13 protein-coding genes and 1 pseudogene are annotated in these 20,678 nt (G+C 62.1%); 7 read left to right on the top strand and 7 right to left on the bottom strand.

Translation table 11 applies throughout. The features are described 5' to 3' along the window. The first annotated feature begins 363 nt into the window (after window positions 1–363). Complete coding sequence (locus DY201_RS19885) at window positions 364–1,641, top strand: DNA cytosine methyltransferase (RefSeq protein ID WP_115732696.1); 1,278 nt, start codon at window positions 364–366, stop codon at window positions 1,639–1,641. Here the strand turns inward: DY201_RS19885 and DY201_RS19880 are convergent. Continuing rightward, window positions 1,591–2,538 (bottom strand): response regulator, encoded by a 948-nt coding sequence (locus DY201_RS19880; RefSeq protein ID WP_115732695.1) that lies wholly within the window; start codon window positions 2,536–2,538, stop codon window positions 1,591–1,593. The two genes, DY201_RS19885 and DY201_RS19880, sit on opposite strands and share 51 nt — an antisense overlap. Then, complete coding sequence (locus DY201_RS19875; RefSeq protein WP_115732694.1) at window positions 2,535–4,880, bottom strand: ATP-binding protein; 2,346 nt, start codon at window positions 4,878–4,880, stop codon at window positions 2,535–2,537. The genes DY201_RS19880 and DY201_RS19875 overlap by 4 nt, the downstream gene beginning before the upstream one ends. A gap of 72 nt (window positions 4,881–4,952) precedes the next feature. Between DY201_RS19875 and DY201_RS19870 the strand changes: the two genes are divergently transcribed. Beyond that, window positions 4,953–5,513 (top strand): HD domain-containing protein, encoded by a 561-nt coding sequence (locus DY201_RS19870; RefSeq protein ID WP_115732693.1) that lies wholly within the window; start codon window positions 4,953–4,955, stop codon window positions 5,511–5,513. A 712-nt stretch (window positions 5,514–6,225) separates the two neighbouring features. Here DY201_RS19870 and DY201_RS19865 read toward each other — a convergent pair. Further along, window positions 6,226–7,197 carry an ankyrin repeat domain-containing protein gene (locus DY201_RS19865; protein WP_115732692.1) on the bottom strand — a complete coding sequence of 324 codons (972 nt, stop codon included), beginning with the start codon at window positions 7,195–7,197 and terminating at the stop codon, window positions 6,226–6,228. Between the two features lie 331 nt (window positions 7,198–7,528). Then, complete coding sequence (locus tag DY201_RS19855; RefSeq protein ID WP_115732690.1) at window positions 7,529–7,840, bottom strand: twin-arginine translocation signal domain-containing protein; 312 nt, start codon at window positions 7,838–7,840, stop codon at window positions 7,529–7,531. Between the two features lie 455 nt (window positions 7,841–8,295). On the opposite strand from DY201_RS19855, the gene DY201_RS19845 reads away from it, so the two are divergent. Further along, entirely contained in the window at window positions 8,296–9,270 is a 975-nt protein-coding gene (locus DY201_RS19845) for a glycine reductase (protein WP_115732688.1), read from the top strand. A gap of 323 nt (window positions 9,271–9,593) precedes the next feature. Here the strand turns inward: DY201_RS19845 and DY201_RS19840 are convergent, their stop codons facing one another. Then, on the bottom strand, window positions 9,594–10,313 hold the full coding sequence (locus DY201_RS19840; RefSeq protein ID WP_245432049.1) for a DUF1194 domain-containing protein: 720 nt from the start codon (window positions 10,311–10,313) through the stop codon (window positions 9,594–9,596). 533 nt (window positions 10,314–10,846) lie between these two features. On the opposite strand from DY201_RS19840, the gene DY201_RS19835 reads away from it, so the two are divergent. Further along, window positions 10,847–11,995 carry an amidohydrolase gene (locus DY201_RS19835; RefSeq protein ID WP_115733891.1) on the top strand — a complete coding sequence of 383 codons (1,149 nt, stop codon included), beginning with the start codon at window positions 10,847–10,849 and terminating at the stop codon, window positions 11,993–11,995. A 1,533-nt stretch (window positions 11,996–13,528) separates the two neighbouring features. On the opposite strand, the gene DY201_RS19830 is transcribed toward DY201_RS19835, so the two are convergent. Further along, window positions 13,529–14,743: a PAN/Apple domain-containing protein gene (locus tag DY201_RS19830; RefSeq protein ID WP_131922173.1), complete on the bottom strand. Its 1,215-nt coding sequence runs from the start codon at window positions 14,741–14,743 to the stop codon at window positions 13,529–13,531. Then, window positions 14,727–16,427: a coiled-coil domain-containing protein gene (locus tag DY201_RS19825; RefSeq protein WP_131922171.1), complete on the bottom strand. Its 1,701-nt coding sequence runs from the start codon at window positions 16,425–16,427 to the stop codon at window positions 14,727–14,729. The genes DY201_RS19830 and DY201_RS19825 overlap by 17 nt, the downstream gene beginning before the upstream one ends. Window positions 16,428–16,804: 377 nt before the next feature. Here DY201_RS19825 and DY201_RS19820 point away from each other — a divergent pair, with 377 nt between their 5' ends. The 3 genes and pseudogenes from DY201_RS19820 to DY201_RS19810 all read left to right on the top strand — a co-directional run bounded on the left by DY201_RS19820 (window position 16,805) and on the right by DY201_RS19810 (window position 20,648). Next, window positions 16,805–19,012 (top strand): putative bifunctional diguanylate cyclase/phosphodiesterase, encoded by a 2,208-nt coding sequence (locus DY201_RS19820; protein ID WP_115732684.1) that lies wholly within the window; start codon window positions 16,805–16,807, stop codon window positions 19,010–19,012. Between the two features lie 182 nt (window positions 19,013–19,194). Next, a pseudogene (locus tag DY201_RS29915) lies at window positions 19,195–19,465 on the top strand (Gfo/Idh/MocA family protein); the annotation flags it as partial. 208 nt (window positions 19,466–19,673) lie between these two features. Then, window positions 19,674–20,648, top strand: coding sequence for a lipase family protein (locus tag DY201_RS19810; protein WP_165915774.1), 975 nt, complete (start codon window positions 19,674–19,676; stop codon window positions 20,646–20,648). Window positions 20,649–20,678: the final 30 nt, after the last annotated feature.

Here is a 20,678-nt window from a genome sequence, read left to right as displayed (position 1 = left end):
CCATCGAAGCGGCGCTCCCGTCCTGCGTGTTTGAAGGGGTGGTTTCAAGGCGCTCGAAGCTGCCTACGCGGCCATCTCGAACTCGGCGGTGCGGTTGGCAATGATGTCCTGCACTTGGGCGATGCCCTGTCGCTCCTCCTGTCGAGGCGCGGCTGTCCATATACTACCCGTTCGCCCAACAAGCCGGCCCGGGATGGTTCAAATACGACTACGACATCGCCGCTCGCGGCGATGTCGTAGTCGTGGCGCGAGCCCGTTTTTGATGTATATTATTTCGTTTGTCTCGCTCAAGCGCCTGGCGCCCGCGAACTGTTTCTGGCATAGTCATGTAGAATGCACTAACTAGGTTAGTCTCTGATTCGCATGCCAGCTACCTTGCCGTCCCCTTGTTTCGTCGACGTCTTTGCGGGGTGCGGTGGCTTAAGCCTCGGCCTCAAGCGAGCAGGCTGGAAAGGCCTCTTTGCCATTGAGCGAGACGAGTCGGCATTCGAAACGTTGAGTGCGAACTTTCCTGACGGCGGCTCCCTATCATACAACTGGCCCGAGACTATTGAGCGAAAGGCTTGGGACATAAGAGAACTATTGTCCGAGCGCGGCGAGGTGCTGACGACCTTCGCTGGCAAGGTAGACATGTTGGCTGGAGGGCCGCCTTGCCAGGGCTTCTCTCACGCCGGAAGGCGTCGTTCTGAAGACCCTCGAAATCGGTTGTTTGAGGCCTACCTTGATTTGGTTGCAGCTATTCGCCCCAACATCGTCCTGATCGAAAATGTCAAAGGCTTCACCTCCGATTTTGTCTCAAACAAGGGGGAAATAAAAAACTTTGCACAGGCGCTAAAAGACAGGCTGGATGCAGACTACGACACCACAAGCGCAATTCTTAGGGCGAGTGATTTCGGCGTCCCTCAGGTGCGACCTCGCTTTTTCCTGATTGGCGTGAGGCGTGAACTTAGCGCGGCAGAGCATCTTGGCGCCCTTTTTGCGCAGATGCGGGGTCGAACAGCCGAATTTCTCAGGGCCAGGAAAATGCCTCTTGCACCCTCATCTAGAGATGCCATCAGTGATTTGGAAGTAGCGCACAATAGCACGTCTGAAAGCACTGAAACTGCCGGCTTCCGACAGACCAACTATCGCGCCCCTCGGACGCCATTTCAGATTGCGATGCGCGACGGACATAGCGGTGCACCCAGCGATTTGCGTCTCGCTCGGCACAGCCCAGAAATTCAGGAGCGCTTCTCGTCGATCATCAAAAGTGCGAATGAGGAGGGGCGCTTGAACGTATCAATCTCTGCGGAGGTTCGGAGAGCGCACGGCTTGAAAAAGATGGCTATTCGGGTACTCGATCCCCTTAGCCCCGCGCCGACGATAACGAGCCTACCAGAAGACCTGCTCCACTATGCAGAGCCAAGAGCATTAACCGTTCGTGAGAACGCGCGGCTGCAAACCTTTCCCGACTGGTTTCAGTTCAAGGGCAAATATACCACTGGCGGCCTCCGGAGGCGCACAGAGGTGCCTCGATTTACGCAGGTTGCAAACGCAGTCCCGCCGATCCTAGCAGAACAGCTAGGAATTTCCCTTCTCAATCTTTCTCGGTCACTTGCGCAGGCCGAACTCCTCACGGATAGCGTCGCAGAGCTTGCCTAGGGCCTCTTTTTGAATGCGAAGCTTGCTTCGAAAGTCTGCCATCCAGGCTTCATCAATAACGATTGGCTCTCCGCCATGCTTGATTGAGCGCAACGAAATGACTCCCCTTTCGTCACTGTCAGATTTGGCGTGAGCCAACGTATTCCGATTGTGGATGATGTCGGCTTCGTAGGTATTTAGCGTCGCAAGGGCGTCGTCAGGTTTGTTTTTCAGAACCTTCGCAATGCGACGCATAGTCATGTATTTGCCGGCAGAGCTGAAGTGACGACTATTGGAGACGACAGCCATTATGTCGTTGGCAGACACCAGCGGCTCAAGCCCAGTCACCGCGCTCTTTGCGGTGTCTAGAAGTTTCGCCAACGTTTCTTTCGCCTGATCGGGAAACTGGCCTTCCGAGAATGCAAGCACAATGGTGTCGCCCATGAGAACATCCATTTCGGCGACCTCTGCCATCGCGATGCCTCGCATATGGTTTAGGTCAACGGCCTTTCCAATGATCGTATCAGCCAGACCGACAAAGGCTGCGTCTAAGTCGCGAGTGCGGTCGGCAATGAACACCCCCACGACTTTCTTTTTGGCAAGTTCATTAAAGAGGTCCAAGGTGGAGTCCGACGAGTAGAAGACAATGTCGGTGTACAGCAACTGTCGGCGAATTTGTGCTGCTGCCATGACGCCGTTATTGTCCGTTCGACCCAAATTGTAGTCGACCACGACCAAGTCGAAGTCTTTTCCCGACTTTTTTGCGAGCGTCTTGATGCCTGCTTCTGATAAGTCGGTTGCTATCGTCGTTGATAGCGTAAAGCCCATACCATCCAGATAATCTTTGAGAATGAGGATCGCATCGCTAATGCTATCAGGATGATCGTCGATAATGAGAAGGCGAAAGTCCAGGTTCATGAAGGGACTCTGATCCTCAGGTGTGCGCCATCAAGCTTTTCTGAGAGAGGCTCGGCATGTGCCTCGATGACTCCTCTCATTCCTTCGATTACTTGCTTCACATGATACAATCCTAAGCCCGATCCGTCAGTCGTAGTAATGCCCTTTTCAAAGACACGCTCCAAAGCGTCAAGGCTCTCTGGCCAGCCGTTTCCATCGTCAGCGACCTCTATGACCAACTCTGGCCTTGTTCCGGCGGTGGCGGAAAGACCGAACGATACGATACTTGCCTTTGCCTTCGCGGCGTTCGTGACCAAATTGTCCACGACGATTCCAATTTCGATTGGCCTAAATGTACGAACGACTTCTACTTCATCGCTGCTCACTTGAACCTTGAGCCCTTGCGGCGCCCATAGGTTGGTGATGATTTCGATATAGTCGCGTATGTATGCTGACAGGTCTGCCTTTGTCTCAGCAGACTGCTGCTTGTAGCCTCCTTTGGTAGCAAATCTTGCGGCGGTCAGTATTTGACTGTTTCTGAAGGACATGCGCTCCAGGAAGTCTGTCCAGTCAGCGTTTGTGATAGCCTTGCCCCCTCGCAGGAGCCCCATCATCCGTTTGACCCCGTGATGGACGCTAGATGCGTGGATGATGATCTGGTGGTGGAGGTTCAGGATGGTGTCATGGTCGAGCGACCCAGCTGCGACTAGGAAGGCGTTTCGCTCACGTTCTTCCCCGTATCTTGCCTCCGCTACGCTGGCTGCTGCCTCTGCTGCCTCCGCCCTACTCTCAGCGCGACGCTCTGCCTCACGGGCAGTGGCTTCTGCCTCTTGAATCGCCTTGATCCGAGCACGAGCTTCATCAACCTTCTTAAGGAGCTCAGGATCGCCCGTCCTGTCTGCTAGCAGTTCGAGCGCACCAAGAGATGCTTCAAACTCGCTCGATTTTTCGTCGACAATTCTGACCAGGTCAGGATTGTACTCAATAAGCGTAACCCCATCTGTCGCGGCTAAACGTGCTACGAGTTGGCCAATGAGCGAACTGGATTCGTCCCTCATCATGCGGGAGAGGTCGCCAACCTCCTTATCGAATTTGTCCTTCCAAGTGATGTCGACTACGTATCGTTCAAGTCGACGTATGCACTTGTCCCTTACGCACGTTATCAGCTCCTCAACTTCCGGGGTGCGAATAAGTCCCCCGTCTCTGCTTGTGGCCTCATCGAACCCCTGTACACCTAGGACGTCCACGCGGCCAATAACGTCACGGCCGCCGAGGAAACGCCGCTGGCCTTGTTGCTTACGCTGGTTGAGGCTAAAGAAGTCATCGTCTTCCGCACCTATGGGGAAGACTCGAAATCCGTTTCGGAAGACAAAGATGGAGCCAAACTGAACGGACGGTATCCCCATTCTATGGGCGAAGGTCGATTTGGCGCTGCGATTCAGAAAGTAGATGTCGGCACGAAACCCGGCAGCGGTTAATCCTGGATACGGGCTCGGCTCCTGTATTCGATAGATTAGCTCTCCCCGATCCTCAAGGGAAGTCTCCATGATGTCTCCATGGAGTATATTTACATGTATAGATGTCGTCTTGCGTCCAACGACGTCAATTATATTGTTTTCTATCGGGCCGTTAACAATTGTTCTGGCCGGGCTATCGCTATTGCGAACTTTATTGTATTTTTCATCGACGGTATCGGCGTCGGATTCTTCGGGTGCGAAGAATGAAATCTGAAATCGCGATCCATCACGCCCAAAGGGATCGATAAGCTTGGCAAGCTCACGCTTGAGGCTTTGAAGTTTTGACCGATCCCAAGCGCCCCGTAGTCCGCTGATGTTGAGTACGGTGCCGGTGTCTCCTGGTGGCATAAGTTTCGCATCCGGAAACTCACCTATCTCCGAAAGTTCAACAAGTATCGTCCCAAACTCGTCGCGAGGGCGACCTTCATATTGCTTCCAGTCTACCTCTAGGAGTTGAACTGGGTGGCCGGCAGCGCGAGAGCTTAGTGTCAACGTCGAACCAAGTCGGTCGCACGAGAAACGCCCCACGCCTTTTGCCCCTGCGAAAGTGCGGGCAGCAGTGATCTTATCTCGATAGTTCTCGTCTTCGGTTCCCTCGCGCTTCGCTGAATACGCGACAAACAGCCAGCGCTCGAGAATGGCGTCGCGCGACATGCCCTTGCCGTTATCGGCGATTATGATGGCATCTTGGGAAAAATGGAGGTGAACCCTTGTCGCGTGAGCATCGTACGCGTTCTTGACCAGCTCGAATACCGCAACAAAGTCATTGGTGATGAGATCGCGCCCAATAAGGTCCTTAAGGCCTGAGCTAACCCTGAAGGGTTGAAGTTCTTTCGTCGACGCCATTACCTATGTGTCTCGCCCTAGTGATGCGTGAAACGGCTCTTGCGCTGGGCCGTTACGAGGTAGCCAGAGAAGATGCTAATAAATCCCTCACCACAATCGGACGCCGATCCACAAAAAAATGATTCGATTGTGCGTCGGGCTCAAGCATTCGCAGAAAATGCGCATGGTTCAATCGGTCATCTAAGAAAATACACCGAAGATCCCTACACCATCCATTTGCATGGGGTGGCCGAACTTGTGGCTAGTGTCCCTCACACCGAGGCAATGGTGGCGGCGGCGTTCTTGCACGATGTCGTCGAGGATGTTGCCTCTGTAAAAATTTCGGACATTGAGAACGCCTTTGGTAAAGAGGTGGCAAGCCTAGTATGCTGGCTAACCGATGTCTCAATTGGTCATCCTGGCAACCGCAGAATCAGAAAGACCCTTGATCGGGAGCACATTGAGAGGGCGCCTGCCGAAGCGCAGACGATTAAGCTTGCAGACATAATTGACAACGCTGCTTCAATCCGAGCGGGCGATCCAAAATTCTGGGTAGTGTACCAGGGGGAGTGCCTCCAGTTGCTATCAGTCTTGTCAAAAGGTGATCCTGTTCTCCGACAACGCGCCGCTAGCGCGCTCATCGATAACCTTTAGCTCGGGGAGGGGCGCCAGCTATTGATGCAAGTTACTCGCGTCGCAGTTCATCTCCTCTCCTTAGGATGTGACGCTTTGCATTGCTTCCAGATCAACGTGTGTGCAACCTTCCTTGGACCTGGGTCTCAACGCAAGTGCGATCGAGCCAGCTCCATCGATGTTAGCGGTCGGCAGTGCTTGGCTGCTTCGCTTCTGTCTTTCCAGATGCTCAAGGGCGCACTCACGGGCCGGGCCAGACGTATTGGCCAGACGTATTGGAATGACTTTCCATTGCGCCACGCGAGGCCAAAACCGTTTGTCAGTGCCAGTTGTGCGTCTTCGGAGGTCGGTTCATCGTCGATCACGATCAGTAGCGCGTGCCGGCCTGACGGGCTGCCGATAGTCGAGCAATTGTCCCATTGCAGCTCGGAGGGCAAACCTGACAGTTGCCGGCTCAGTCGGCTTCACCTCACAAGCACTGAACCTCGTTCGGGGTCGCGGTAGCGCAGGTTCACTCGGCCCATGTTCTCCTGCACTCCGGGCATGCCCTGGTTCGCGAGGGGCCCGCGAATGCTCCCTGGAGCCTGGCATGGAGCGGCGAGAGGACAATCTCGTTCTCTTCAAAGGGCGGGGCGGCGTTGCCTTTTGCGACCCGCACGAAGACTTGGGCAGGCCCGCACTTCGTCTGGACCGTGAGCGGCCAGCCCTGTTTTGAACCCAGCCTATTAGCCGCTCACTTGCCGGGCAGTGGCAGCGGTGTCTCGCTCAGGGTCCGGAGATAGGCGATGAGGTCGGCGCGCTGGGTTTCGTCGGCCAGGCCGGGGAAGGTCATGTCTGTTCCAGGCAAGGTCAGGGCGGGGTTGGCGATGAAGGAATTGAGCTCCTCGAAGCCCCAGACGCCTCCGGCCTGCTTCAGGCTCGCCGAATACGCGACGTCGCTCTCCGAACCCTTCTGCCGTCCGACGATGCCCCACAGATTGGCGCGTTTCGGAACCTTGAGCCCGGGCGCAACAAGATGGCAGGCCGCGCAGGTCGTGCCGAAAATGTCCTTGCCCGCCTGCGCATCTGCCGAGGCAAGTCGGGGCGAAATCGGCACGACTGTCGGTCCTTGGGCGCCGTGGCTGTTGAGATAGGCGACGACGTCGTCGTGGCCGGCGAGCTTGGCCAGATGGATCGGCGGACTGCCATTCGACGTCAGGGCATTGACCTCGGCGCCGGCCTCGACGAGCGAGGTCACGCAGGCAAGGCAGCCGGCCTCGGCCGCCACATGCAGCGGGGTCTGCCCTTTCGCCAGCTGGTTTGGATCGGCGCCATGGCCGAGCAACAGCGTGACGATGTCGGCGAAGCCCGCCTTGTTGGCGGCGTAGAGCGGCGTTCGCTGCCAGCTGACGGGCAGGTTGACGTCGGCCCCACGCTTGACCAGAAGTTCCGCCAGCGCGGCATTTCCGGTTTCGCAGGCGATGTAGAGCGCCGTGACACCGTCGATTTCGTCGATGGCCGCACCCTTGTCGAGGGCCGAGGTCACCGCCGCGACGTCGCCGCTCCTGACAAGATCGCCGAGCTCGTTCGCCTGGGCCGGCAGCGCAAGAAGACACAGGAGCGGAACGGCCCCGATCACCGACAAGGCCTTTGTTACCGGCCAGGCCCCGATTGCCAAAAAGCGTGCCAGCTTGATCATCGCATCCTCTGAGCTGAGGAGTTCCATGACGGGCGCATCTTAGGCCAACGGCCTGCCGGCGACAACGCCGGTGCCGGCGGACGAGGTTGCGGATTGCCGGAAGTCGGATGGCCGGAAGTCGGATGTTTGGAAGTCGGATGGCTGGAACATGACCGTTCCGCAGGCGGCGCAGCCGCCGGCCGGTCCGGTCCGGAAAGGCGCGCCGGATCCGGTCGGCCGCGCGCGCCGGCTGTTGCCGTCGCTCAGCGCGCCGCCGGCCTCAGCGACCGGCGCTCGGCTCGCCGGCCCCGATCTTTCCATTCAGCATGGTTGCAAGGCGCGGCCCGCCCCTGGACAGGGGCGGGCCCGACGCCGTCAGCTACCAGTGGCGATACCAGACCCAGACACGCCGCCTGTAGCAGCGCGTCACGCGGCGGCCGCGGTACCAGTGGTGGCGGCAGAAGCGGCGCCAGACGCGGCGCCGGCGCGGCCGGCGGTGCCAGCGGCGGTGGTTGACGGGTGTCGCTTGCTCACGGTTTTCCTCGCGCTCGGGCTGAGCATCGAGCTCGTCAAGGATGCCGCCGCGCGGCGTGGAGCGCAGCGGCAAGGCCTGGATCGGCTGGGCGAAGCTGGTTGCGGCGGCGACGCCGGCCACGGCGAGCATGCCGGTCAAGAACGATCGACGGTCCATTGGAACCTCCTGAAAAGTCGACATGACATGCTGGTCAACCGGATTTCGGGCGGATGGTTCCTTGACGGGGGCACGCCGGCGGTGCGTCGGCCGGTGAGAGGTGCAGGGTTTCGTGGCTGAAATCGCGACGCTGCCGGCGGCTCGGTGGGCCGGCCGCGGGGCGCGGCCGAGCGCGCCGACATCGCCGCGATGTGGGGGATGCAGATGGTGCGGCGATGCGGGGCGCGCCAGTCGGGGGCGGGTGCGACCGGCTGCCTTGCCATCCCGGACAATCGGCAACGCGGCTTGGGGCACCATGGCGGCCTCGGCGCGACCCGGCCCATTGCAGGCCGTTCGGCGGCCCCGCCCGAACGACCGGACCGGCGCGACGGGCTGCGGTTCGCAGATTTCATTAGCGCCAACGTCCGCTCCTGATATCAATAGGGCATAGTCGTTCGAGGAGCGATCTTGCAGCGATGACGAGCGCGCATGACGACAGGTTCGGTTTCGCGTCTGCCGATGATGCGCCGATCCCTTACATGCAACGAATCCGCGATTATTATCTGGCGCTTGGCTATGGCGAGCCATACCGGTGGGCACACTATGCCGCCGTGCCGTTTCAACCGCTGCAAAAGCCGCTGAAGCACTGTCGCGTGACCATCGTCACCACGGCAGCGCCCTATCAGCCCGGCAAGGGAGACCAGGGACCCGGCGCAGCCTACAACGCTGCGGCGAAGTTCTACACCGTCTATTCCGGCGATAGCTCCCAGGACCACGATCTGCGCATTTCGCACGTCGCCATTGACCGCAAGCACACCACGGCGGAGGATTCCGGCACTTACTTTCCGTTGCCGGAAATGCGTCGCGCGGCGGAGCGCGGCCGTACCGGGCCAGTGGCGCCGCGTTTTCACGGGCTTCCAACCAATCGCAGCCATCGCACGACACTTGAAGTCGACTGTGCGGAAATCGTAACGCGCTGCCGCAGCGATGCCGTCGACGCGGCCATCCTGGTCGCCAATTGCCCCGTGTGCCACCAGAGCGTCAGCCTTGCCGCCCGCGCGCTGGAAAGCAACGGCATCGCCACCGTCGTGATGGGCTGCGCCAAGGATATCGTCGAGTTCGTCGGCGTGCCGCGTTTTGTGTTTTCGGATTTTCCGCTTGGCAATGCCGCGGGGCGGCCCAATGATCCGGCTTCTCAAGCCGCAACGCTGCAGCTTGCCCTTGACGTGCTCGAGCGCGCGCCCGCTGCCCGCACGACCGTGCAATCGCCGCTGGTGTGGGGCGCAAGCCCCGACTGGAAGCTCGACTATCAGAATGTGGACCGCATCTCCGCCGAGGAGATTGCGCGCCGTCGCGCCGAGTTCGACAAAGCCAAGGCCCTGGCCAGGACGCTGCGCGAAAACGCCAAGCCGGACCCATCTGCCGTGCCCACGCACGATCCGCTTGCCTGACCAAGCCGTCTGCAACGCCTGGCCCGCCTCTGCGGAGCGGCGTGAGCCGGGTTCGACGTCACCGAAAGAGTCGGTCGACGCAGCCGGCCATGTCGGCCGCGCCAGCTACGGACCGTGATGCGAAGCAAGCGATCGGCCCGGGCAATGGCTGGGCCGACCCTGGCCGTGCTGCTGGAGCGCTATTCCTCGAATCGCGGAAACTCTCCATCTTCTTGTTTTGCGCAATTACTGCGGAAAACCGCGACACGCTTTTCGTGGATTGCGCCGGTCCTGGAATAGCTCTGGTCCTGGAATAGCGCCGGTCCTGGAATTGCTCGGGGCAACTACCGGTGGGCGAGCATGGTGTCGCCGGGCGAACTGATCGACTGGCTTATTTCTCTCACCATCTTCCACCTGAGCGCCAACGCATAGTCGCGCGCGGTGGACAGCGGCATGACGAAGGCGTTTGGACCGCCAATCACACTGTCGGCGAAATACCGGGTGAGATCGCGTGGAATGCCGCGTATCACTTCCGGCAGAGCGATTGCGTTGATCGTGCAGCCATTGGCGATCGCCCGCAGCCGGCTTTCTTCAACCGGCACGCCATCGTTGTTGGTGCCATTGGCCGAGATGTCGATGATCTTGCGGGCGGCATGCCCAGGGTAGCTCTCAAGCAGCAGAACGCCCAGATCGATTGCGAACGAAATGGATGTCGCACAGTAGGTATGACATCCATAACCCCTGTCGCCCTCGTTGCGGATGCCGGATGCGACAGCTTGCGCGTCCGCGCCGCCGCAGACGCTTGTCCACGGCACCACCAGGCGCATTTGTCCCTGGCTCGACCATTCGACATAGGTGATGGCGATGCAGCCGCTGCGGCTGCGGGCAATGGTCGCGACAACCTCGGGTGAGGAGATCGCTGCGGCATGGCCGTCGCGCTGCAGGACGGCCGTGCTCGGATCGATGGATGCCGAGACATCGACTGCGAACACGATCGCTGTGTCCACATCGGTGGCATGTGCCGGCGGAGCCCAGGCCAGCGTCATGCCTGCGAGTATCGCCACTGACCGGCCCAGGGCGTTCGCGGCCGCAACTGGAACCGCAACGACGCCCGCCGGTCGAAACCCGTCAACGCCCATCTTGCCCCCCAATCCCTCGGGTGACCAGGTCGGATGCTACGCCACATCCTTGGCGCCTGACAGGTGACCGAAGGAGCTAGCTGCAAGCGGATAGCGGGCAGGCGGATGGCGGGCAGGCGGATAGCGGGCGGCGCGTTGCGACCACACGGGGACGCAGGCAGGCAGAGTGTTCGTCCCCTGGCCGCAGCCTTGTTTTCGCTTTCCAGGCAGGCGTCATGATGTGCCGATACGCCATGTGGGCCGCCATTCTGAACGTGCCGCTTGGCTCAAGCCGACAAGGCCCATCTCTCCAATCGGCTTGAGCCAAGCGCGGCCATCCTCGCGCTGGCACAGGCGTTGCAACCGCTGCGCCACCATGCGGGATCGAACCGAAGCGGCTATGGTCGTGGCGGGGAGCATGGCGGTCGCAGTTTCGTGTGCCGAAAGGCCGTCATGACCAGCAGCGGGAGAAGTTCGAATTGACCCTGACCAATCACGACCTTGTCGAACTGACGGCCTGGCGCAGGCAGCTGCATCGGCATCCCGAGATCTCCAATGAGGAAAAAGACACCGCAGCAGCCGTGGTGGCGTTCCTCAGCGACAGCGGGCCCGACAAGGTGCTGACCGGGATCGGCGGGCATGGCGTCGCTTTGGTCTATGACGGTGCAGCACCAGGGCCGACGGTGCTGTTTCGCTGCGAGCTCGATGCACTGCCGATCGAGGAGCTGTCGGGCGTAGCCCATGCCTCGCTGGTGCCTGGCAAGTCGCATATGTGCGGCCATGACGGGCACATGGCGATCGTTGCCGGGCTCGGCCGACGCTTCGGGCGGCAACGCCCGGCACGCGGCCGCGTCGTGCTGATGTTCCAGCCGGCCGAAGAAACCGGCGACGGGGCGGCCGGCGTCGTCGCCGATCCGCGCTATCAGCAGATCGCGCCCGACTTCGCCTTTTCGCTGCACAATCTGCCCGGCGTGCCGCTTGGCGAGGTGCGCCTCAAGGCCGGCACGGTCAACTGCGCCTCGCGCGGCATGCGGGTGCGGCTGAAGGGCAAGACCGCGCACTCCTCCATGCCCGAGACCGGCACCTCGCCGCGTCTCGCCGTGGCCGAGCTGATCACCGCATTTCCCGGCCTCGGTGTTGCGACCTTCGCCGACGATGGCTTTCGCATGGTCACCGTCACGCATGCGGCGATGGGCGAGGCGGTGTTCGGCATCGCGCCGGGCTATGCCGAGGTCTGGGCGTGCCTCAGGACCCGGCAGGACGACAACATGGCCAGCCTGTGCGCGGCCGCCGAACAGATGGTGGCGACGACGGCAGCAGTGCATGGCCTCGACCACGCCATCAGCTATCACGAGATTTTCGTCGCCAGCGTCAATGCCGCGGACGCGGTCGAACATCTCAGGCAGGCGCTGGACGAGGAGGGCATCCGGCACTCGGAAGAGGCGCTGCCGATGCGGGCATCGGAAGATTTCGGGCTGTTCGGCCGCTCGGCCAGATCAGCCATGTTCTTCCTCGGCGCCGGCACCACGCACCCGTCGCTGCACAATCCCGATTATGACTTTCCCGACGACCTGATCCCGATCGGCGCGCGCGTCTTTGCCCGCGTCGCCGACAATCTGCTCGGCTAGAGCAGGAAAAGCGTGCAGCGCCTTTCCCAGGAATTGCGTAAAAACAAGGGGATGGAGCGGTTCTTCGATTCAAAGAACAAGCGGGATCGCTGGATGACGAAGGGTGGGGGCGTCGTCGCGGGCTTAGAGCCGGTTGCCGCGAGCGGCCTCTCCGCTTCGTCATCCCAGGGCGAAGCAGGAGCGCAGCGACGCGGAGACCCTGGGATCCATGCCGTGACCTTGCGGCAGCGCACAGGCGGTTCAGGCCTGCTCTTTCTTCTACCGGCATCACGCTCCTCAACCGCACAACATTGCAACTGTGTTCAAGCGAGCAAACAGGTGATCTTTCTTCTGCCCTCTCCGCATTCCTCACCTTCACGGCATGGATCCCAGGGTCGCCGCGACGGAGCTGCGCTCCTGCTTCGCCCTAGGATGACGAAGGGCGGGGGCGTCGTCGCGGGCTTAGAGCCGGTTGCCGCGAGCGGCCTCTCCGCTTCGTCATCCCAGGGCGGAGCAGGAGCGCAGCGACGCGGAGACCCTGGGATGACGAAGGACGTGGGCGTCTTCGGGCGGGGGCGTGGTCGCGGGCTTAGGTGGTGAGCCGGTTGCCGCGAGCGGCCTCTCCGCTTCGTCATCCCAGGGCGAAGCAGGAGCGCAGCGACGCGGAGACCCTGGGATCCATGCCGTGACCTGTCGGCAGCGCAAAGACGGTTCAGAACCCTGCACGTTCTTCCACCCGCCTCACATTCCTCACCCGCACGGCATGGCAACTGTGTTCAAGCGAGCAAACAGGTGATCTTTCTTCTGCCCTCTCGACATTCCTCACCCTCACGGCATGGATCCCAGGGTCGCCGCGACGGAGCTTCGCTCCTGCTTCGCCCTAGGATGACGAAGGGCGGGGGCGTCGTCGCGGGCTTAGAGCCGGTTGCCGCGAGCGGCCTCTCCGCTTCGTCATCCCAGGGTCGCCGCGACGGAGCTGCGCTCCTGCTTCGCCCTAGGATGACGAAGGGCGGGGGCGTCTTCGGGCGGGGGCGTCTTCGCGGGCTTAGAGCCGGTTGCCGCGAGCGGCCTCTCCGCTTCGTCATCCCAGGGCGGAGCAGGAGCGCAGCGACGCGGAGACCCTGGGATCCATGCCGTGACCTGTCGGCAGCGCACAGGCGGTTCAGGCCTGCTCTTTCTTCCACCTGCATCACGCTCCTCACCCGCACGGCATGGCAACTGTGTTCAGGCGAGCAAACAGGTGATCTTTCTTCTGCCCTCTCGGCATTCCTCACCTTCACGGCATGGATTCCAGGGTCGCCGCGACGGAGCTTCGCTCCTGCTTTGCCCTAGGATGACGAAGGGCGGGGGCGTCTTCGGGCGGGGGCGTCGTCGCGGGCTTAGAGCCGGTTGCCGCGAGCGGCCTCTCGCTTCGTCATCCTAGGGCGGAGCAGGAGCGAAGCGACGCGGCGACCCTGGGATCCATGCCGTGAGGGTGAGGAATGTGGCGCGGGTGGAAGAATGAGCAGGCGTTCTGAGACGTCCGGGCACGGCTGCAATGTCACGGCCGCGCCGTCAGTTCGAGGCCTTCAGGCCTGATTTTACCCCCCGAAAGGGCGATGACGACTCCGCGCTGCTCATCAGCGAACACATCCTGTTCTTGGAATCGAAGTTGAAGCCGGCGCAGGCCTGTTCCTTGGCGCAGGCCAGGACACAGCCGGTATGATCCGCCACAGCGCTGGCATAGGATTGGCCGACGACCACCGTGTCGCTGGCAAACACCAGGGTCGAAAACGTGATGGAGGGTTCCAGGACCTTGCGCGCGGCCATCATCGCTTCATCGCTCCTGACCAGGATCGAGGCGTCCGACTTGAGGAAACAGGCGCGGTATTTCTTGTTGTAGGTCACGGCGAGGCACTTGCTGTCGTCCTTGCAGCGGGCCTGGCACTGGTCGAAGGAGACGTTCCTGATCGGTACACTGAGCATGTCGTTGCCCAGCGCATCCCAGCCATCCCGGGTCACGAACTCCTGCACTGCCTCCATTTCCCGGCTTTTTGCGAAGCTGGGCTGGAAGTCGGCGCTGGCGAATTTTGCCTCGTCCAGCCAGGGGCAATGGCTGGCGAGCGCGACAGCCTGGGCGTCGTCCAGGCCGGCGGAGGCAAGGGTCGGAGCCGGCGACAGCGGCGCCTGGGGCCGGGCGGTCGGCGACAGCCGGGCGGCAAGGTCGATGTTGACGTCGATGCCGTTGACGACCTTACGCGTGTAACACCAGGCATTGTCCCAGCTCTGGTCTTTCTCGTCCTTGAAATAATGGCCCGACGTCAGTTTCCAGGTCTCGCCCAACAACGGCACGTCGACATTGAGAAACTTGGTGTAGTTGACGGTGGCGACGTCAGGCTCTCCGGGCGCCTCCGGCGGGGCAGGCAGCTCCGGCGGGGCTGACGCTTCCGGCGGGGCGGGCCTCTCGGTCGGGATCGGGATTTCCTGCGCGGGGTCGGCTGGTCTGGGCGTGTCGGCCGGGGGCAGCTCGGCCTGTGCCGTTTCCGCCTGGGACGGGGCACCGAAGTCGGTGGCCACAGGCGTCGCGGCAGGCCAGAGCAGCGACACGCCGATGCCGATGCCGATCGCGGCGATGGCGATGGCGCCGCCCGTCGCCAGCCGGCGGAAGCCGGTGGCGCGTGCGATCCTGTCCTGAGCGGCGGCTTGCGCCTCGAGCGTCGGGATGGCCGAACGCTTGACCAGCAGGTTGACCGCCTGTTCCAGAAGCTGGGTGTTATGTCGAACTTGCACGCCGCCGCCGCCCATTCTTTGCCCAGACACCGTCCGTTGCCGAGACGCCGTCGGTTGCCGTAACCCCGTCGGTTGCCGAGGCCCCATTCTCTGCCGAGACCGTGTCCGCAACCCCGTTCCTGGCCGCAACCCGGTTCCTGGCCGAGATCTTGACCAGTTCCGCGACATCGGACGGCAGGTCCGCGTCCAATGCCTTGCGCAGGGCGTCGGGATCGTCGGTCAGAAGCGGAACATAGAGGATCTCCTTGACCACCCTTTCGACCGGCACCTCGACGCGCTTTTCGACTTCGCGATCGACGGGAACCTCGACCGGCACGGTGATTGTGCGGGTCCGGCGCCAGCGCCATTTGAGCAGCAGGGTGCGGATGAGCCGCGACAGCCTGCCTTCGACCCGATGTTCGGCGCGCGCCGCGATTCGCTGCAGGCCAAGCGCCACCATCGCCGTGATCGGCCCGGCAAGGGCGGCGATCAGCGCCAGCGAGCCGAACCAGATGACCGACACGCTGCCGGCCTGGCTTTCTGAGACCTCTTCCGGCTTCACGCCATACCAGCGCCCGGCAATGCGCCGGACCTGGTCGGTCCTGGCGATCGGGATACGCTGCTTTTCATCGGCGACGATCTGCGTGGCGATGGCGTCCTGCCGCAGCTGATTGGCCGCCGCGGTCCTGGCTTCGTTTGCTTCCGCCTCCTGGGCATGGGCCCAGCGCTCGCGCGCGTCATCCTTGCGCGCCTGCCAGTCCGACGCGGTGCTGGCGTAGAGACGTTCGAGCCCGTCCTTCTGGTCGGTCAGCTTGTTGCGCTGCGCTGCCGTCATCGCAGGACCGGAGGCGCGGAGACGATCGAACTCCGCCCTGAGGCGGTTGAGATCGCCATCGAGCGGCTCGATCGTCTGGTCGAACTTGGCGATGATGCGCGGCCGCGGATTGGCCAGCTTGGCGACCTCCGCCTCCAGCCGGCGCGCCGAGTCGGTGTCGCCGGCGCTGCGGGCCATGGCGATGCGTTTGTCGAAGCTGTCGCGCTGGCGTTCGAAACCGTCGCCGGCTTCCTTGGCCTCCCTGTCCCGTTGCGCGAGCAGGGCAGCCCTGGCCTGCTCCTTTTCGTTGATCTGGTCGCGAACGGCTGCTGCCGCCGGCGTCAGTGCCGTGGTTGCCAGAAGTTCGGTCTTGACGTCCTCGATCTCGGCCTGGATCGCCGCAAGCTCGCGATCGGCCTGCGCCACCGTCTCGTCCATCACCGACTTGGCGTCGGCGACACGATCGGTCTTCCGGGCGAGCTCGTCGGCGGCGGCCAGTTCGCTGGCTTCCGCCCTGAGCTGATCGATCCTGTTGGCAAGCTCCTCATACTGAAGCTGGCGCAGCGTGGCTGCCCGCTCGAGCCCCATGAACACCGTCTCGAAGGTGATGGCGGCGAGCACGAGCAGAAACGCCAGGATCACCGGCTTCCACAGCCAGGAGGCGCTGAACAGCAAGGTGGCGATCGGGATCTTGGTCAGTTCGGCGATCGCGACCATGAAAAACGGCGCGCTGGCAAGCGTCAGGTCCATGGCGGTTGCGGTCTGGCTGGCGGAAAACGCCTGCAGACCAAGGGCAAGGCCGGTAGCCAGGCCGATCGTCGCCGCGGCGATTTCCAGCGCCCAGGCACCGCGATAGGTCCACTGGCCGTAGCTGGCCAGCTTCTCGCTCATCGACGCATGCATCCTGATCCCCCAAAGCCTGTCCCAGGAAACAGTTTGCCATCTCGGGAGCGGCTTTGCATTACATTGTTCTGAGCTGAGCCAAGAGAACAATCGGCCTGGTGTTGGACGACAGCTCGTTGGACGCACGCCCGCAAGTAAAACGGTGCCGTTCGACATGGTCGTGGGGCAGGGGCTGCCGGCATTTCTTCTCGACTGTGGCCTGACCGGCCTTGCCGTTCGGCCGGGCCGTCAAGCCGCCGCCAAGATGTCAGGCCGCACGTGTCTCGGCGGCCGAACCGGGAGGCCTTTGGCCCTGGAGTCGCTGACCTAACGTTATGTTAAGTCGATGCTGATATAGGCAGGCGGATCAATAGCCTGCGGACGCCATGGTCGTACAGAGCCACCCCCGACCGCTGACCTTTCAAGTGACGCTGACGGTGTTGGCGCTTGCCGTTCTGGGCCTGGGCCTGGCGGCAGGCTTCGGATTGCTTGCCACCCTGCAGGTCGATCGCACAGCCCTCGACACTGAGCGCACCTTCGTGGTCAACGGCCTGAAGGAAGAAGGCGAGGCCCTCAGGCGCGAGCAGGAAAGCGTCGCCGTCTGGGACGATGCCCTCACTTACGCCAAATCGGGCAACCAGCAATGGATGACCGAAAACCTCGGCGCCTGGATGTATTCCTACTATGGCCATGACCGCGTCTATGTGCTCGACGATCACGACCAGCCGGTTCATGCCATGCGCGATGGCCAGACATTGGCGGCGGACGTCTTTTCGGAGGACCGCAATGCGATCCTGCCCGTCGTTGGCCGCATCAGGCAAGTGCTGGCCGGCAGTGCCGGATCAGAAGACACAGCCGGTAAAGCCGCCGCCGAAGACCTCGTCACGATCGGCGACAGGCCGGCGATGCTCAGCGTCATGCCGCTGGTTCCAAGTTCGGATCGGGTCGCCCAGTCGCCCGGCAGCGAATTCGTCCACGTCGCCGTGCAGTTCATCGACGATGCCCTGACAGGCAGGATTGCCAGCCGATACCAGCTGAAAAACCTCCATGTCCTGCCCCGCCTGACCCAGACAATCACCGACGCCACCGTCCCGCTGATCGGCACCAATGGCGTGATCCTGGGCTATGTCGGATGGCAGCCGGCGCGCCCGGGCAGCAGTCTTGTCCGCGAAGCCGTGCCGGCGCTGTTTGGCGCCATGGCGATATCGGCTGCGGTGCTGATCTATCTGTTGCGCCGGCTGCGCCGCGCCTCCGGCGAGTTGCAGATCAGCCAGGACAAGGCGCGCTATCTGGCCTTCCACGATACGTTGACAGGGCTGCCCAACCGCGCGCTGTTCGAGGATCGGCTGCGACGGGCCCTGGTCAATGCCGACCGGGACAAAGGCCGCGTGGCACTGCTCTATGTCGATCTCGATCGCTTCAAGCATATCAACGACACGCTCGGCCATCCCGCCGGCGACGAACTCGTGCGCCAGACCGCGGTGCGGCTGGTGCAGTCGGTGCGCGAGATCGATACCGTGGCACGGCTGGGCGGCGACGAATTTGCCATCATCCTGAGCGGCGTCAAGGACGCGCGCAATGCCGAAGACTTCTGCGACATCATGCTGGCGCAGTTTTCCATCCCGTTCCAGCTGGCCGACGACCAGGTCTTTGTCAGCACCAGCATCGGCATTGCCCTTTCCCCCGATGTCGGAGCCGATCCTGACGACCTGCTGCGCAAGGCCGACATTGCCCTTTACGAGGCCAAGAAGAATGGCCGCGGCCGCTACCAGGTGTTTGCCGGCGACATGGACGAAATCCTGCTGCGCAAGCGCCGCATCGAAAGCGAGTTGCGCGAGGCGCTGACGTCAGGCGACCAGATCAGGCTGACCTACCAGCCGATCTATGCCGGCGACTGCCAGACCATCGTCGGCGCCGAGGCGCTGCTGCGCTGGGCGCACCCCATCCACGGGGCACTGCCGCCGGGCAATCTGGTGGCACTCGCCGAAGAGCGGGGCATGATCGGGCTGCTTGGCGACTATGTGCTGCGGCAAGCCGCGCGTTTTGCCGCCACCAGCACGTTGCCCTGGGTGGCGGTCAATGTGTCGCCGCTTCAGCTGCGCGACAAAAGCTTTCCCGAACGCCTGGCGCGGCTGCTCGAGGAAACTGGCCTGACGCCATCGCGCCTGCAGCTCGAGATCACCGAAAGCGTGCTGTTGGCCAACAACGACACGACCCGCAGCGTGCTCGGCGCGCTGCGCGCGACGGGCATAGTCGTCGCACTGGATGATTTTGGCACGGGCTATTCGGCGATCAGCTATCTCAGGCATCATCGTATCGACAAGCTGAAGATCGACCGCTCCTTCATCCAGACCATCGGCAGCGACGACAGTGCCGCGGCAATCGTCAAGGCCCTTGTCGACCTGGCACTGGCACTGGAGATCCGCGTCACCGCCGAGGGTGTCGAGACGGAGGCGCAGAAAGAGCGCCTGATGGCCATGCACTGCCATGAATTCCAGGGCTACCTGCTGTCGCCACCGCTGGAGGCGGCAGAGCTCTCCGCTGTGCTGGCGGGTGGTGCACAGCCATTGCACATGGCTGGATCCAGAGACTAGCGCAGCTGTGACCCGGCATCGATCGGGCAGGATCGTCAGCGCCTCCTTCGCCACACCGCTTCACGGCCCCGCGGTGGAAGACCATGCGCTTTGCCTTGTCTCGCGGCACGGCAGCTGATCGACGAGCAGGGGTGGGGCATGCGTCATGGCTCGCATGGTCAAGCTCTGGATGGCAGGCAACCGCCAGCATCGGTTACGCCGACGGCGCCTTCATCTCGGGCGACGAACTGGCCTTCGATTGCGGGGTGCTGACTGTCGATTTCTCCAAGGGCGTGACGCGCGGCCGCGAACGGAAATGGCAGCCGGTCGAAAACTCGATCGGGTCGCTGGTCGCGGGCGGCAGTGGCAGGCCTTCGTCTCGGCCATCCGCACCACCCCGCCCGTAACCGCCGAGGCATGCATGTCGTCGCCTGCATCGAAGCCGCCTTCAAGGCCTCGCGGGAGGGTCGGAAGTGGCGGTGGGGGGGGCTGGGGGCTGGCGGAATGTCTGGGGGCGATCTGGTGGGCATCAGCGGACGGTCCGCTGCTGTCAGCAACGAGCGGCGTTCCGCAACCGACTTCATGTCAGCCATGCACCGCCATTGTATGCCGGCGAATCTCGAAAGCCATGTAACTTATCTTCACGTCGGAATAGTGCATGGTTCGGATGTCATGGAGGTGCATGATGATTAGGACCGCCAGCAAAGAATGCGTAGAGAGCGTCGGGCGGCCTCTGTACCTGCTGATCAACCAATCGCGCTCGCACCCGCTCGGTACCTTTTCTCAGGTACGCAGTGCGGCCATGGCGGTTGTTGCGCACCTGGCATACTGCGCGATCGGCAACGAGGACCGAGCCAACGTCGAACGTGCCACCATCGTTCCCTCATTGGTGTATCAGCGTCTCGTCCAGTTGGAAGGCGGGTTTGACATCGTCGCCGCATTCACCGGACTCGACTTCGCCGATCCAATCATTGTCAGAACGCGTAGGTTCGTAGCGGTCGGCCTGCTTGCTGGGTCGGAGCTTTGGATTGGCGTGAGGGGTACGGTCGGCGCCTATGACTGGGCGCTAAATGCGCGCATCTGGCCCCGACGCAGCCGCGAGGCGAACCTTCCGATGTTTTTTCATTCAGGCTTCCTGTCCGAAACGGCGCTGCTTGCGACCAAACTCAAGGCCGCTATTGCAGGACACCGGAGAAGCGCAAGTTTGCGACGGATCTATCTGAGTGGCCATTCACTAGGTGGTGCGATCGCTGCTATCCTTCAACTGCGTGGCGACCTTGTACCGGACATGCTGCAGTCGATGTGGCGCGACCCTGGCGACTGCTACATCTTCGGCGCGCCGCGCGCGGTATGGCGCGACGGCACCGTGTTCCTCAGTCAGTCCTTTGCCATAAGGCGGTCTGCAGACTTCGTCCCGCGTGTGCCTCCTTCGATGATTGGCTACGAGAATTTTCGGCAGCAGCGGTACCCGGACGGGGAACCCTTTTACGATCAGACACCCTTTGACTGGTGGCCGTTCTTGAAGTGGATCAGTGTGCTGACCTTCGGCAAGTTCATCGAGGGCCATTCAATGGAGAGATATCGTGCGGAAGTGCTGGGGTCTGCCGCCTGCCATCCTGACTTGCAGCCTTACTGGAGTCGGAACTTCAACAACTAATATGGTGGAGTGCAACATTCGTCGCTTCCG

The organism is Aminobacter aminovorans, assembly GCF_900445235.1.
Lineage (GTDB): Bacteria > Pseudomonadota > Alphaproteobacteria > Rhizobiales > Rhizobiaceae > Aminobacter > Aminobacter aminovorans.
Note: the sequence above shows the minus strand (reverse complement) of the source record. Positions and strands in the feature narration are given on the sequence as shown.